The 15431-nt window shown below is 73.4% G+C and carries 8 protein-coding genes; 5 read left to right on the forward strand and 3 right to left on the reverse strand.

What is annotated here, in order from left to right; all coding sequences use genetic code 11:
* Nucleotides 1-622 precede the first annotated feature (622 nt).
* A complete protein-coding gene (locus ACWC5O_RS11895; RefSeq protein WP_450586412.1) occupies nt 623-2725 on the forward strand; it encodes an asparagine synthase-related protein in 2103 nt (700 codons plus the stop codon).
* 74 nt (nt 2726-2799) lie between these two features.
* Nucleotides 2800-6096 carry a BTAD domain-containing putative transcriptional regulator gene (locus ACWC5O_RS11900; RefSeq protein ID WP_450586414.1) on the forward strand — a complete coding sequence of 1099 codons (3297 nt, stop codon included), beginning with the start codon at nt 2800-2802 and terminating at the stop codon, nt 6094-6096.
* On the opposite strand, the gene ACWC5O_RS11905 is transcribed toward ACWC5O_RS11900, so the two are convergent.
* Together ACWC5O_RS11905 and ACWC5O_RS11910 are read right to left on the reverse strand one after the other, a co-directional pair.
* Complete coding sequence (locus ACWC5O_RS11905; protein WP_450586416.1) at nt 6093-8027, reverse strand: sigma-70 family RNA polymerase sigma factor; 1935 nt, start codon at nt 8025-8027, stop codon at nt 6093-6095. The genes ACWC5O_RS11900 and ACWC5O_RS11905 overlap by 4 nt on opposite strands.
* 697 nt (nt 8028-8724) lie before the next feature.
* Nucleotides 8725-9495, reverse strand: a complete 771-nt coding sequence (locus ACWC5O_RS11910; RefSeq protein WP_450586418.1) for a TetR/AcrR family transcriptional regulator — start codon at nt 9493-9495, stop codon at nt 8725-8727.
* A 381-nt stretch (nt 9496-9876) separates the two neighbouring features.
* Between ACWC5O_RS11910 and ACWC5O_RS11915 the strand changes: the two genes are divergently transcribed.
* Together ACWC5O_RS11915 and ACWC5O_RS11920 are read left to right on the forward strand one after the other, a co-directional pair.
* Entirely contained in the window at nt 9877-11259 is a 1383-nt protein-coding gene (locus ACWC5O_RS11915) for an NAD(P)/FAD-dependent oxidoreductase (protein WP_450586420.1), read from the forward strand.
* A 130-nt stretch (nt 11260-11389) separates the two neighbouring features.
* Entirely contained in the window at nt 11390-13033 is a 1644-nt protein-coding gene (locus ACWC5O_RS11920) for an ATP-binding SpoIIE family protein phosphatase (protein WP_450586422.1), read from the forward strand.
* 44 nt (nt 13034-13077) lie between these two features.
* On the opposite strand, the gene ACWC5O_RS11925 is transcribed toward ACWC5O_RS11920, so the two are convergent.
* Nucleotides 13078-14367 carry an MFS transporter gene (locus ACWC5O_RS11925; RefSeq protein WP_450586424.1) on the reverse strand — a complete coding sequence of 430 codons (1290 nt, stop codon included), beginning with the start codon at nt 14365-14367 and terminating at the stop codon, nt 13078-13080.
* A 110-nt stretch (nt 14368-14477) separates the two neighbouring features.
* On the opposite strand from ACWC5O_RS11925, the gene ACWC5O_RS11930 reads away from it, so the two are divergent.
* On the forward strand, nt 14478-15026 hold the full coding sequence (locus ACWC5O_RS11930; protein ID WP_450586426.1) for a MarR family winged helix-turn-helix transcriptional regulator: 549 nt from the start codon (nt 14478-14480) through the stop codon (nt 15024-15026).
* Nucleotides 15027-15431 lie beyond the last annotated feature (405 nt).

The raw sequence follows: 15431 nt of genomic DNA on the forward strand, positions 1-15431 counted from the left end.
TACGCGAGTGCGGCCCTGTACGCACCGTGCACACGCTGTCGCGGCGTGCCCCCGCCCGTGTGGCCGTGCGCCCGTCCGTGCGCTCTTCTCCGGCCACCGGGGGAGCGGTTCCATGGCTGATGCGTGGGTCGGCCCGCTGTACTGGATCCAGTGGGCTGGGGGACACCGCCACCTTCATCCCCGCGGGTGGCGGACCGGTCCGGGAGGCGATGCCCGCCTCCCGGACTGTGCGCGTTCCGGTGCCGCCGGGCGCTCCGCAGGCCTGTACGGAGCGTGCTCGATTTCGCGCGGCCGTCGCCGATTTGGCTGAAAATCGACCCAGGCCTCGACGGGCGATTCCCGCTCCCACCACGGGACTTGAGGGCGCGAAGGGCGTTTTCGGGGCGCATATCGGGGGCGCATTCGCGTCGCACCCACCTGGCGCTCTTCCGTCGTCCGCCGTGAGCCGTACGGGAGTTCAGCCGCCCACCCCGCGCCCGCTCGCGTGGCTTCTCCTCGGTGTTCCCTCGATGTTCCCTCGATCGAAGGCGGCGCCACCGCCCCTCCACAGCGCGTTCTTCATGGCAGCATGGGGACCCGGTTTCTGCGGTGCGCTGGTTGTCCACAGCCTGTGGAGGTGTCGATGCGGTGGTTGGTGGGTTGGAGCAGCACCGCCACGGGCGCCTCCGGAATCGGTTCCGCGGGCGCGACCGGATACGACGGCGAGACCCTGCACCCGGTCGGCTCCCAACTCCTGTGGGGCGACCCCGATCCCCTGTGGGCCGTCGGCGACTGGCGCCCGGACGAGGTCCGCGTGGTGAAGGCCGATCCGCAGAACCGGATCGCCGTCCTCGGCACCTGCGGCGCGACCGACGAGGAGCTGCGGCGCGGACTGTTCACCGCGCGCGGGGGCGCACTGCGCCATCTGACCACCTGGCCCGGCAGTTACACGGCCGTCGTCCAGGTGGGCCGCCGGATCACCGTCTGCGGCGATCTCGCGGGCGCCCGCCCGGTGTTCCACACCCCCTGGGCCGGCGGTACGGCCTACGCCACGGCCGCGCTGCCGCTCGCCGACCTCATCGAGGCCAACCTCGACTTCGGCCACCTGGCGGCCCTGCTCGCCGCCCCCGACGTACCGGCCGCCCTGCGCGACACCACCCCGTACGACGGCGTACGGCGCATTCCGCCGGGACATGCCCTCGTCCTGCGCGCCGGAGCACGCGAGATCGTCGGGTACGAGCCGGTCGCCTCCCTCGCGGTGGCCGCGCCCCCGGCCGACCCCGACCGCGCCGTGGACGCCGTACGGGACGCGCTCGTCGAGGCGGTGCGCGCGCGGCTGTCGGCGCCGCGGCACGTGCCCGACCTCGACCCCGGGCCGGTGCCGGGCATGGGCCCCGCGGAGCGGCGGGCCGCGCGCGGGGCGCCGGTGCCGGGGATCGGCGCCGACCTGTCCGGCGGACCGGCCTCCGGCACGCTGGCGCTGCTGGCCGCCGGGCTTCCCGGAAGGCCGGGCACGCTGCTCGGCCACGGCACGGGCGCCGGGGAGCGGCTGCTCGCCGTCACCTTCAACGACCTGGCCGTCGGCGGCCGCGAGGCCGAACTGGAGCGCGCGGGAGCCCTCGCGGCCAACCCGCGGCTGCACCACGTGGTGGTGACCGGCGGCGAGGAGACCCTGCCGTACACCGACCTCGACGGCCCCCTCACCGACGAGCCGGGCCCCTCCCTCGTCACGGCCGCCCGCCACCGCGCCCGGCTCGCCGCGGGCAGCGCCGACCACTTCACCGGCCACGGCGCCCGCCAGGTCCTGGACGCCCACCCCGCCCGCCTCGCGGACCTCCTCATGGACCGCAAACGACGCCACCTGGTGCGGCCGGTCGCGGCGCTCACCCGGGCCGACGGTTCGGTGATGGTCCCCGCGCGCGTGTACGGCGCTGCCCGGCGGCTGGCGCGCACCCCGTACCGGGCGGGGCTGGAGCTGCTCGCCGAGCGGCTGATCCGGCACCGCTTCGACGAGCCCGGGGGTGCGGTCGGCGCGTCCCTCGCCGCGCTGACCTGGGGGAGACCGGGGCCGGCGGCGCGTTGGCTGACGGGGGAGGCACTGGCTGAAGTATCGGTTCTGCTCCAGAGCGAGGCGGAGCGCTCCTCCGGGGGCTCCGCCCAGCGCCCCGGCGAGTTCCGCGCGCGTGCCGTCCTGGCCCGCCACGCGGCCGACCTGCGCGTCCTCGAACAGGCCGCCGAGATCCGCTCCCAGCGCCTGCACGCGCCCTTCCTCGACAACCAGGTCGTCCGCGCCTGCCGCGCCCTTCCCGAGGCCCTGCGCGTCCAGCCCGGAGCCCGCTCCGCCGTCCTGCGCACGGTCCTGGAGGGCGCCGGCGTCACCAACCTCCCGCCCGGCTGGGGCACCCCCTCCCACGGCTCCTCCGCGGCGGCCGCGCGCGCGGGCCTGCGCGTGGCGACGGACTCCCTGGTGGACCTCTTCTCCACACCCCTCCTGGCCGAGGCCGGCCTGGTGGAGGCCCGGGTGGTCCGCAAGGCCCTCCGGGCGGCGGCAGAGGGCGAACCACTCCCCCTGGACGGCCTGGCCGACCTGATCTCCCTCGAACTCTGGCTCCGCCGCCTTCTTTCCCGCCGAGGCACCTGCTGGACGGGCACACCCGCACGCGCGCGTGCGGTACCGGCGGGCATCGCACCGCGCCGCGGCGCCCTGGGCGCGGGAGCCGCGGGAGCCGCGGGGCTGAGCGGCTAGGCCGCCGTACGACCCCGCGCAGGGCGCACACAAACCCCCGTGCCTCCGCTCCCACCTCCGACGACAATGTGCCGGTGCGGTACAGAATCCTGGGCGTCACCCAGGCGGAGGACGACCAGGGAACCGTCAAGGCGGTCGGCGGCCCCCGCCTGCGCGCGCTGCTCACCGCACTCGCGCTGCGCCCCGGGCGGGTCACCGCCCCGCAGACCCTGATCGGGGAGGTCTGGGCGGACGATCCGCCCGAGGACGCCCCGGCCGCCCTCCAGGCCCTGATGGGCCGGCTCCGCAAGGCCCTCGGCAAGGACACCGTGGCCTCGGCACCCGGCGGCTACCGCCTCGCCGCCACCGAGGACGACGTGGACCTCTTCGTCTTCGAGTCCCTGGTGCGTAGGGCCATGGCTGCTCTGGACCGCGGCGACGCCCGGGCCGCGTCCCGCGACCTGGACGAGGCGCTCGCCCTGTGGCACGGCCCCGCCCTCGCCGACCTCCCGGACCGCACCGCCGCCGCCCGCCCGGACGCGCTCCTCCTGGAGGCGCTCCGGGGCCGCGCCGAGGCCCGCCTGCGCCTGGGCCGCGCCCAGGACGTCGTACCGGACCTGACGGAACTGACCACCGCCCACCCCTACGACGAACCCCTGCACGCCCTCCTCATCCGCGCCCTGCGCGACACCGGCCGCCCCGCCGACGCCCTCGCCGCGTACGAGTCCGCCCGCCGCACCCTCGCCGACGCCCTCGGCACCGACCCCGGCCCGGAACTGCAGGCCCTGCACGCCTCGTTGCTGCAGCGGCAGCCGCCCACGGCCGGCCCGGCCCCCACCCGCCCCCCGCAGCGGACGGGCAACCTACGCCCCCGCCTGACGTCCTTCGTCGGCCGGGAACCCGAACTCGAAGCCATTCGTTCCGACGTGCACAGGGCCCGCCTGGTCACCCTCACCGGACCGGGCGGCTCCGGAAAGACCCGCCTCGCCGAGGAGGCCGCCGCAGGGCTGTCCCAGGCATGGCTGGTCGAGCTGGCCCCGCTCGACCGGCCCGAGGCGGTGCCCGGCGCGGTGGTCAGCGCCCTCGGTCTGCGCGAGACCGTGCTCCTGGCCAACGACCTGGCGACACCGCAGGCCGACCCCACGACCCTGCTGATCGAGTACTGCGCCCAGCGCAGCCAGCTCCTGATCCTCGACAACTGCGAACACGTCATCGGCGCGGCCGCCGCGCTCGCCGAGACCCTCCTCACCCACTGCCCCGGGCTCACGGTCCTCGCCACCAGCCGTGAACCCCTGGGCGTCCCCGGCGAGTCGGTGCGCCCGGTCGAACCCCTCGTCCCCGAACAGGCCCACCGTCTCTTCGTCGAGCGCGCGCAGGCCGTCCGTCCCGACGCCGACGCGGTGCTCCGCGACACCGAGGCCGTCGCGGAGATCTGCCGCCGCCTGGACGGGCTGCCGCTCGCCATCGAGCTGGCCGCGGCCCGGCTCAGACTGCTGACCCCGCGCCAGATCGCCGACCGGCTGGACGACCGCTTCCGCCTGCTCACCTCCGGAAGCCGCACGGTCCTGCCCCGCCAGCAGACCCTGCGCGCGGTCGTCGACTGGTCCTGGGACCTGCTGGACGAGCGGGAGCGGACGATGCTGCGCGAGGTGTCGGTGTTCGCCGGCGGCTGGGACCTCACGGCGGCCGAGGCCGTGTGCACCGGCGCGGCGCCGGAGCTGATCGGCGCCCTCGTGGACAAGTCCCTCGTCGTGGCCGCCCCGGACGGCCCGGACTCCCTCGGCGGTATGCGGTACCGCATGCTGGAGACCATCCACGAGTACGCCGCCGAGCGCGCGGCCGAGCTCCCCGAGCTGCGCGCGGCGGCCGAGCGGCGCCACCGCGCATGGGCGCGCGCGCTGGTCGAACAGGCAGAGCCCCAGCTGCGCTCTTCGGCCCAACTGCCCTGGATCGGCCGCCTGGAGAGCGAACTCGACAACATCCGCGCGGCCCTGGACCGCGCGTTGCGGGCCGGCGACGAGGCGGAGGCGGGCGCGATCGTCCTGGCGATCGGCTGGTTCTGGTGGCTGCGCAACTACCGGCAGGAGGCGATGGAGTGGGTGCGGCTGGTGCTGCGCCTCGGCGTCGCCCGCGACACCCTGCCCGAGGGCGCGGGACAGGCCGGTCTCGTCGCGCTGACGGAGTCGGCCGACCCGGTCGGCGCCTTCCTCGCCGCACCCGACGGCGAGGCGGGCCACCCGCTGCGGGAGCTGCGCATGGACCTGCGGATGCTCGACCTGTTCCTGACCTCCGAGTCGAGCACGGCGACCCTCGCGGCCGACCCCCGCGCCCCGGAGTACATCGACCGGGTGCGGGCCGGCTTCGAGCACGGCGGCCCGCAGGCCGCCCGCCTGCCCGGCATCGTCTGGCCGCTCACCGCCTACTACCTGGGCGGCCCGGCCGACGTGGGACCCGACATGACCGCCGCGGTCGCCAACTGCCGCAGATACGGCGGGGACTGGGAGATCGGCGTCTCCCTGATGTACCGCACCCATGTGGTCGTCGACTCGCCGGGCAACCTGCGGGGCGTGGACGAGGACCTCGCGGAGCTGCGGGAGCTCAGCCGGCGCGTCGGGGACCGCTGGATGCGGGCGCAGGTGTGCAGCGCGGCCGGTGAGGCGGCCATGGCCCGCGGCAGGTTCAAGGAGGCCCGCGCCGAGTACGAGGAGGCGCTGCGGCTCGCCTACGAGGTGGGCGCCTACGCCGAGTCGCCGTTCCTCATGGCCCGGCTGGCCGAGATCGCCTACCGCTCGGGAGACCGCGCGAGCGCCCTCGCCGCCCTGGACGACGCCGGCACGGCCGCCGACGTGTACGGGGTGGCGGAGTCCCGGGCGTTCGTCCTGATGATGCGGGCCCACATCGCCGAGAACGACGGCGACCTGGCCCACGCGCGCGAGCTGTACGACATGACCCGCGCGGTCACGGCGGGCGGCACCCCGCCACCGCAGTTCACGGCCGCCCTGAGCACGGTCGAGGCCCTGATCACGGCCGGCGAGTCCGGTCCCGGGCCCGCTCTGCCGATCGTGGCCGAGGCGCTGCGCGAGGCGGTGGAGCGGCGCTGCGCCGAGTCGATCACGGCGGGGCTGGTGGACGTCGGCGCCGTCCTGCTGGCCAGGCTCGGCGACCTGGCGGGCGCGGTCCGGCTGTTCGCGGCCGCCGAGCACTGGCGCGCCGGCCACCCACGCCCCGAGCCGGAGTACACCCGGGCCGAGCAGGTCGACACCGCGGCCCGCACGGCGCTGACCCCGGACCGCTACGCGGCCGAGCGAGCCCGGGGCGCGTCCCTCACCACGGAGGACGTCCTGCGGGAACTGGCGGCACCGGCGACCACCCGCGCCCGTGAGCTCCGCTAGCGGCAGGTGAACCGGGACTCGGCCCAGTCCGCCAGCGCGCCCCGGTCGAGGACGTTGCTGTGCGGCTCCACGACGAGCCGTACGGTCCGGCGCCCGGTCAGATCGACATGGACGGGCACGGCCGCGTCCCAGCCCTTGACCATCCCGGAGTGCCACAGCCGGACCCCGTCGGCGTAGACGGAGAAGGAGACCTTGCCGAGTCCGAGGGTCAGGTCGTCCACACCGGCCAGGGCGTCGAAGGCCGTGCACTGACGGTTGAGGTCGACGGTGACCGAGGACCGGCCGTGCACGGTGACACCGCGCGCGTACTGCTTGCCGGCGATCGACATCCCGTACCGCTGCCACACCCAACTGCTCTCGCGCAGCCGCATCTCCGGCCGGGTGCCGTCACCGTTGACGTCGTACCGCAGATCGCTCCACTCGTAGACGACGGGAGCCGGTGGCGGCGTGGGGGTCGGGGTGGGGGTGGGCGTCGGGGTCGGCTTGGGCGTCGGGGTGGGCGTGGGGGTCGGCTTGGGGCTGACCGTGGGGGAGGGCGTCGGAGAGGGAGTCGGAGAGGGAGTTGGCGTGGGGGCCGTCTCGGGAACAAGCGCCACCGGCCCCGGCGCGGGCTTCCTCTGGCTCGGCGTGGGCGTGGGCGTGGGCGTGGGTGCCGACGGCTGCGGCTGCTCGACGGCGGGCGGGGTCTGCGACGGCTCGGCCACTTCCTTGGTCGGGTGGCTGTCGTTCAGCACGGCCAGTGCCACCGCGGCGACGGCCACCGCGACCACACCGGCCGCGATCCCGGCCTTGACCGGAGCCCCGAGCCCTTCAGAGGCAGCCGCGCCACCACCGGCACCACCGGAGGACCCACCGCCGGCCACCGCACCCGCACCACTGGAGGCCCCACCGGCAGCGGCCGCGGCACCCGCCGCACCCACCCCGGCGCCCCCGGCGACGATCCCGAGCGCCTTCGCATACCCGGCGGCCCCGAACCAGCCGATGACCGCGACCGGCACCACCGCGGGGATCCCGCTCGCGACTTCCTCGATCTGCGCGGCCGCCAGGCGGCACCTGGCGCACTCGTCCAGGTGCTTGCGCAGACCCCGTTCGGCGCGGATGCGCAGCTTGCGGCGGGCGTAGCTGCCGAGCTGGTCGGCGTAGCGGGAGCATTCCTCGTCGCCGGCGAGCGAGGCGCTGACGTGAGCCTGCAGATAGGCCTGCTTCAGCCCCTCGCGGGCACGGCTCGCCAGTACCCGGGTGCCGTTGGCGTCCAGCCCGAACAGGACGGCCACCTCGCTCGGCGACTCGTCCTCCACCTCGGTGTGCCACAGCACGGCCTGCCAGCGCTCGGGCAGCGAGCGGAAGGCCCGCATGGCCATGGACTGCTCGGCCTCGTGCAGGGCCCGCACATCGGCGCCCAGGTCCACAGCGGCGTCGTCGGACACCTCGGATCCACGCGAGGACTGCTGCGCGAACACGGCGAAGTCGTCCACCAGCTGCTCGCGCCGCGCGGACCTGCCCCAGTGCGCGGCAACGCGCCGCACGGAGGTCAGCAGATAGGCCCGTACGGCGTGTTCGGGCCCCGACCCGCCGCGCACCGCCTGCAGCATGCGGGCGAAGACCTCGGCGGTGAGGTCGTCCGCGGTGTGGCCGTCACGGCAACAGGTACGGGCATACCGGCGCACCGCATCCGCGTGCCGCCGGTACAGCTCCTCGTAAGCGGAGTCGTCCCCCGCCCGCATCCGCTCGATCAGCACACCGTCGGCGGGCGGCATCTCCCGAGGCGGCAGCACACTCCCACCCCGCTGAGCGGGCACGCTCTGATCCGCGGGCGCCCCGGCCGGAGCCATCCCACCCCGCCCGCCCTGACTCGGCACCTGCGGCGAGGTCAGCCCTCCGGTTCCGGAGTCACCGTCACCGCGTGACTCGTCCCACCCGTCAACGCCCATCGCGCAAAGCCCCCGACACCGGCCCAGCCCAACCCGTCACCGGCTCAGGGTGCCACATTGTCTTTAGTTCAAGTACATCCCGTACGCCCCATCCACTCATCCGAGCGCACCTGTCACCGCCAGCAACCGCACACCACCCGAACGAGCCCAAGTGCGGGCGACAGCGCAGCACAGCCCACCGATGACACCGAGCCCCGCAACCTGGCACCCGCAGACGGCGCTGACGCCGTACAGGGTCCAGCACATCGGCCACCTGCGGCCCGCAGCCCGCCGCCTGGCGGCCGGCCCCAGGCCCGTTAGCCGCAGTTGGCGCTGACGTCGTACGGGAGCGCGCACGTCGGCCGCCCGCAGCCCGCCGCCTGGCGGCTGGCCCCAGGCCCGTTAGCCGCAGTTGGCGCTGACGGCCCAGGGGGACCACGCGCATCAGCCGCCCCCGCCAGCCTCACGCAGCCCGCCGCACGGTCGGCCCCGCGATCCGGCAGCGGCACGAAGCGCGCCCCATGACGGCCAGACCCACGGCCCAACCCGCAGACGGCGCTGACGTCCCACGGGGGCCACACGCACCCGCCGACGGCGAATCCGCCCACGGCGAATCCGCCCACGGGGGCCACCCGCACCCGACCGCGCTAGTAGCACGGGTGGTGCGGGTGGGAACGCAATCCCGCCGAAGGCGAGGCCGAGGCGACCGCCGCAGCCCCTACGCCGGCCGAGACCGAAGCCCCTCCAGCAGAATGTCCAGCAGCCGAGTTGAAGCCGCAGCCTGCTGCGCCGGATCCGGCAACGAAGGCGCCGCCGTGGCGATCACCAGCAGCACGTCCGCCACGGACACATCCGCCCGCAACTCCCCTGCGGCCCGAGCCCGCTCCACCAACTGCCCGACGACCTCGAGCAGCGCACCGGCCCCACCGTCGTCCGAGCCCGACTCCGGCACCAGCCGCAACTCACCCGAACCCGGCTGAGACCTCTGCTGGGGCACCCGAGCCTCCTCAGCCGACCCGGCAGAACCTGCCGACCCGGCGGAGCCCTCCTCCGCGACCCCCACCCGCAGCACGTGCGGCGGCAGCAACCGCCCCGCCCCCGACGCCACGGACGTCCGCAGGAACCGGGACAGCGCCGACCACGGCTCGTCCTCCTGCCCGAGCGCGGCCCGCGCCTGCTCGGTCAGCCGCGCGGTCTCCTCCTCGGCTATCCGCCGGACCAGCACGTCCTTGCTCGGAAAGCGCCGGTACACCGTGCCGACACCCACCCGAGCCCGCCGCGCCACGTCCTCCATCGGCGCGCCGTACCCCAGCTCGCCGAACACCTCACGCGCCGCACGCAGCACGTGCTCCAGATTGCGCTGTGCGTCCACCCGCAGCGGCGTCGTACGCATCCCGTCCGCGCGTCCGTTGCCCGCCGCCGCGCTCACCGCCGGACCGCCCGACGCGAGGGCGGCTGCCGACGACCAATGAGTGTCCTGAACATGCATGTGTTTCCCCCGGTTAATGACGTCTCCCCCCGGAGACTCTCCCCGCCACTGAATACCGGAGTGCGCGGAACTGGCATCGGTCACGACCGGACCCGCCCGTCGCGGACCCGCATCGACCACATTCCCTACACCCCGTCGACACACGAACATAGTTGAGTGAGGGTCAATTCAGAAGGGGCAGGTTCCGCACAGAGCGCCCCCCGATCGGAGTACGGGTCATCTATGTCCCGATTCCATGCCTTCGCCCCCTCCCTCCCGCCCCCGCTGACCTGCCCGCTTTCGTCCCACCCCGACGTCGCGCCCGGCCCCGCGCACACCCGCTCGCCGGTCACACAAATTGCCGGGGCTGTGGACAAACAACAGCGCCGGGTGCGTCATGGGATGGTGAAGGAACCTGCGCGCATTCTGGTTGTCGGCGGCGGCTACGTCGGGATGTACACGGCCCTGCGCCTGCAGCAGAGGTTGAAGCAGGAGCTCAGGCGGGGCGAGGTCGACATCACTGTCGTCACACCCGAGCCCTACATGACGTACCAGCCGTTCCTCCCCGAAGCGGCCGCCGGTTCGATCTCCCCTCGTCATGTCGTCGTACCGCTGCGCCGCGTGCTGGACCAGTGTCACGTCGTCATCGGCGAGGTGACCTCCATCGACCACGCGGTGCGCACCGCCGCCGTCACCACCCTCGCCACCGCCGAGGAGGGCAAGGCCGCCGAACTGTTCGGCTACGACGAACTCGTCCTCGCCCCCGGCTCGATCTCCCGCACGCTGCCCATCCCCGGCCTCGCGGAGCACGGCATCGGTTTCAAGACCGTCGAAGAGGCCATCGGCCTGCGCAACCACGTCATCGAGCAGATGGACATCGCCTCCTCCACCCGCGACCCCGCGATCCGCGACGCCGCCCTCACCTTCGTCTTCGTCGGCGGCGGCTACGCCGGAGTCGAGGCACTCGGCGAACTCGAGGACATGGCCCGCTACACCGCGCGCTACTACCACAACCTCAGCCCCGAGGACATGAAGTGGATCCTCGTGGAGGCCTCCGACCGCATCCTCCCCGAGGTCGGCGAGGAGTTGGGCCGCTACACCGTCACCGAGCTGCGCCGCCGCAACATCCAGGTCCTGCTCGACACCCGCCTGGTCTCCTGCGCCGACCGCGTCGCCGTCCTCAGCGACGGCCAGCGCTTCCCGACCCGTACGGTCGTGTGGACCGCCGGCGTCAAACCGCACCCGCTGCTCGCCGCCACCGACCTGCCGCTCAACGGCCACGGCCGCCTCAGGTGCACCGCCGAACTGACCGTCGACGGCGCCCCGCACGCCTGGGCCGCGGGCGACGCCGCCGCCGTCCCCGACGTCACCGCCGCCGAACCCGGCACCGACACCGCCCCCAACGCCCAGCACGCGGTCCGCCAGGCCAGGGTCCTCGGCGACAACATCGCCCACGCGCTGCGCGGCGAGCCCCTGGAGACGTACGCGCACAAGTACGTCGGCGCCGTCGCCTCCCTCGGCTTCCACAAGGGCGTCGCCCAGGTCTACGGGGGGCGCAAGCTGAAGGGCTACCCTGCCTGGTTCATGCACCGCGTGTACCACCTCAGCAGGGTGCCCACCTTCAACCGAAAGGCCCGTGTGCTGGCGGAATGGACCCTGGCCGGGCTCTTCAAACGGGAGATCGTCTCGCTCGGTTCACTCGAACATCCCCGAGCGGAGTTCGAACTCGCGGCCGGTGGAAAGCCTCCTCACAGCCCCTCGGACAACCCGAAGGGGTCGTCCTGACCGGACTCAGGAACTACCCGGCCCGCCCCGGCGTCTGACGGATATCGCCGCGGACGGCCACCTGTCAGACTGCCCCACGTCCTCGGACGGGCACCTGCCCGCCCTCAGCACCCACGAGGCTTTCCCCACTGTGAACTTCACGCGCTGGAGCGCCCGGCTCCCCGGAACGCAGCGCCGCGCCGCAGCGCGGACCGAGACCGCGGTCTCCCCGGACCGGCGGGGGGAAGGCTCCGTGCCCGCGGCCCGCGCCGAACAACCGGCCGACGGGGCACCGCCCGTACCCGCCGTGGACGAACTGCCCGCGCGCGACGTCCTCGACCGCGTCCCGGCCCTCGTCGCGCTCCTCCACGGCACCGACCACCGCATCGCCTACGTCAACGACGCCTACACGGCGGCCTTCGGCGTACGCCCGCTCGGCGAACCCGCCCGAGAGGCCCTCCCGGAACTGGCCGAACTCGGTCTGCTCCCGCTCCTCGACCAGGTCCTGCGCAGCGGCAAGCCCCGCACGCTCAAGTCCCGCAAGGCCCTCGACGGCCGCTCCTACACGTTCACCTGCACCCCGGCCTCCGAGACCGGCGGGGACGGCGCCGTGCTCGTCTTCGCCACCGACGTCACCGACCACGCCGAGGCCGCCGAGCGCCTGCGCGCCAGCGAGCGCCGCCAGCGCGAGACGGCCGTGACCCTGCAACGTTCTCTCCTCCCCCAGGAACTGGAGCAGCCCGACGACCTGCGCATCGCCGCCACCTACCAGCCCGGCGGCACGGAGGCCGCGGTCGGCGGCGACTGGTACGACGTGATCACCCTCGGCGGCGGCCGCACGGCCCTCGTGATCGGCGACGTCATGGGCCGAGGCGTCCGCGCGGCAGCCGTCATGGGCCAGCTCCGCACCGCCGTCCGCGCCTACGCCCGCCTCGACCTGCCCCCGCACGAGGTCCTGCAACTCCTCGACGGCCTCGCCACCGAGATCGACGCCAACCAGATCGCCACCTGCGTGTACGCCATCCACGACCCGAACGAGGGCCGCCTGGTGTACGCCTCCGCCGGCCATCTGCCCATCCTGGTCCGCGACGAGAACGGCACGGTCCTGCGCGCCGACGAACCCACCGGCCCGCCGCTCGGCACCGGCGGCTGGATGCACGCGTCGGGCTCGATCGCGCTGGGCCCCGGCTCCACGGCGGTCCTCTACACGGACGGCCTGGTCGAGCGCCGCAACGAGGACCTGGACGAGGGGATCGCCTCCCTGGAGCGCGCCCTGTCCGGCGCGACCGGCACCCCCCAGGTCGTCTGCGACCGCCTGGTCCGCTCGGCCGGCGTCACCGCCGACCACGACGACGACGTAGCCGTCCTGGTCCTTCAGCACCCCGCCCGTACGGGCCACGAGGGCGACCTCTTCCGCAACGCCGCCCTGGAACTCCTCGGCGGTGTGGAGGCGGCCCCGCGCGCCCGCGCGTTCGCCTCCGGCGTCCTGACGAGCTGGCGCTTCCCGGCCGACCTGCACGACCTGGGTGTCCTGGCGACGAGCGAACTGGTCGCCAACAGCCTCCAGCACGGCACCCCACCCATGCGACTCCGCCTCCGCCGTACCGACCGCCGCCTGATCATCGAGGTCACCGACGGCGACGACCACCTCCCACGCCGCCGCCGCGCAGAACCGGGCGACGAGTCGGGAAGAGGCATCGCCATCGTGGCGACCATCGCCTCCCACTGGGGGTCGAGAAGGACCCCCGGTGGGGGAAAGGCGGTGTGGTGCGAGTTCCTGCTGCCGAGGGGCTAGGCGCGGGCTAGGCGCCGTGGGGCTGCGGTCCGTCGCCGGGTGCCTTATGCCTCCGCGGCAACCGGCTCCGCAGCTCCACCCCGGGCGACCACGCGGCTGGTCCTCGCCGCAGCCCACGGCTGATCCTGGGCAACGGTGAGCCGCCGCCCCAGTCGCAGCGCCAGCACAGTGATGCCAAGGGAGAACAGCAGGAAGGTCACGATGTACGGGGCATGCAGGGACGCTCCGAGAGGCCCGCCCACCGCCGGCCCAACGGCCAGCGCCAGCTGCTTGACCAGCGCAAAAGCGGAGTTGTACTGGCCAGCCATCCCCTCCGGCGCCAGATCCGCCACCAGCGGAGCAACCGTCGGCGACAACATCGCCTCACCCAGCCCGAACAGCGCGTACGTCGACACGAACGCAGCAGTCGCCATCTCCTGGCTGCCGTGCCCCAGCCCCGCGTACCCCGCCGCAAGCCACGCCACGGCCCAGATGAGCCCCACACCGGCGATCACACGGGACCGCCGACGCCGCTCCACGAACTTCAGCACGGCGAACTGCGCCACAACGATCATCATCGTGTTGGCAGCCAGCGCCGTACCGAGCGCGGAGGTGGATATCCCCGCGGCCTCCACGCCGTAGGCGCTCAGCCCCGACTCGAACTGCCCGTAGCAGGCGAAGAACAGCACGAAGCCCAGCACACACAGCTGCACCATCGCCCGGTTCCCGAGCAACAGCTTCCAGCTGGCCTTCCCCGATGCGGCCGGCGCGTCGGCGATCCGCGGCGAGTGCGGCATCCGCACGGTCGCCATCACCGCGACCAGCAGCAGGAACATCGCCGCCTCGATCGCGAACAGCAGCGTGAAGGAGGAGACCCGCGTGGTGTCGACGAGGTGACCGCCGATGAGCCCACCGACGCCGAGCCCCAGGTTCTGCAGGAAGAACTGCATCGCGAACGCCCGCGACCGCGTCTCCGCCGTGGAGCAGTCCACGATCATCGTCGCCAGCGCCGGCTGCATCACGGCCTGCCCCGCCCCGAGCGCCGCGGCGGACAGCAGTACGGCGCCCGCGTTGCCCGCGAGGCCCAGGCTCAGCGCGCCCAGCGCGGCGGTGACCAGGGCTGCGAGCAGGACCGGCAGCGGGCCGCGCCGCACGATCGCCCTGCCGGCGAACGGCAGCACGATCAGCGCGGCCACGGCGAAGACGGCGAGCACGAGTCCCGCCGTCATGGCTCCAAGGCCCCGCACCTGCGCCACATAGACGTACAGGTAGGGGACCGTGAAACCGAGCCCGAACGCGCTGAGTGCGTTGCCCACGTGGATCCGGCGCATCGCTGCGCCCATCGCCCTGGTCACGTTCACCTCTCTCACTAGTTAGGAGTGAAGACTTCAAAGCTAAAGTTCGAAGCTAAAGAGTACACATCGAAGGACTTCAAGGCAAAGTGGCTCCGTGCGATACTGCGGCCATGGCCGAGACCCCCGGCGTCACGGAGCCGACGCTCGAAGAACAGATCGCCGCCTACCAGCGCGAGTTCCAGGACCTCGACCCCCAGGTCGAGAAGATCGTGTCGGCACTGTCCCGGCTGAACCGCCGGATGAACGTCGCCTACGGCCGCCAGACCGCCGCCCTCGGCATCGGCAGCGCCGACTGGGAGGTCCTCAAGGCGCTGGTCCTCTCCGGCGCCCCGTACCGCATGGGACCCAGCGACCTCGCCAAGCGACTCGGCCTCACGCCGGCCGCCATGACCCACCGGATCGACCGCATGGTGGCCGAGGGGCTGGTCACCCGGGAGCGTGACGAGTCCAACCGCGTCCGGGTCATCGTCGAGCTGACCCCCGAGGGCCGGGAGAAGTGGTTGGAGGCGATGCGCCTCGCGACCGTCTTCGAGGAGGACCTGCTCCAGGACCTCACCCCTGCGGAGCGCACGGTCCTCGGCGAGGTCCTGACCAGACTGCTCCGCCGGGTGGAACACGCCCAGCCGGACGCCGGCGGCCGCCTCAGCGACCTGGACTGAGGCACCCACAAAAGATCTTGACAGGGATGGTTGACACGCCCCTGCGCAATCCGTAGAGTTCTTCGGGTTGCCGCAGAGCCGTAACGGTTTTTCGGCAGCACCTCCGCCGCCTCGAGCGGCACCTCACACCACCAGCACGATCTCCCGATGGGATTGATTTCGGCGTGCCCGAATTCAATTCGAATAGGGACTCGGCGGCCCGATTGGGAATCGCCGGGCGGATCCGCTAAGGTTTGAGACGTCGGAACGGCCCAACAGCCGCGAAGACAAGCCCCGCTGACTGGGGTCAGACACCGAAAGGATCTGATAGAGTCGGAACCGCCGGAAAGGAAACCGCGAGAGCGGAAACCTGGAAAGCACCGAGGAAATCGGATCGAGAAAAGATCTGATAGAGTCGGAAACACC

The sequence above is a fragment of the Streptomyces sp. NPDC001450 genome, from assembly GCF_053597295.1.

What these genes read in the sequence shown, in the direction of transcription:
- ACWC5O_RS11895 (WP_450586412.1), top strand. Translation starts at nt 623, where the DNA reads ATGCGGTGGTTGGTGGGTTGGAGCAGCACCGCCACGGGCGCCTCCGGA.
- ACWC5O_RS11905 (WP_450586416.1), bottom strand. Translation starts at nt 8,027, where the DNA reads ATGGGCGTTGACGGGTGGGACGAGTCACGCGGTGACGGTGACTCCGGA.
- ACWC5O_RS11910 (WP_450586418.1), bottom strand. Translation starts at nt 9,495, where the DNA reads ATGCATGTTCAGGACACTCATTGGTCGTCGGCAGCCGCCCTCGCGTCG.
- ACWC5O_RS11915 (WP_450586420.1), top strand. Translation starts at nt 9,877, where the DNA reads ATGGTGAAGGAACCTGCGCGCATTCTGGTTGTCGGCGGCGGCTACGTC.
- ACWC5O_RS11930 (WP_450586426.1), top strand. Translation starts at nt 14,478, where the DNA reads ATGGCCGAGACCCCCGGCGTCACGGAGCCGACGCTCGAAGAACAGATC.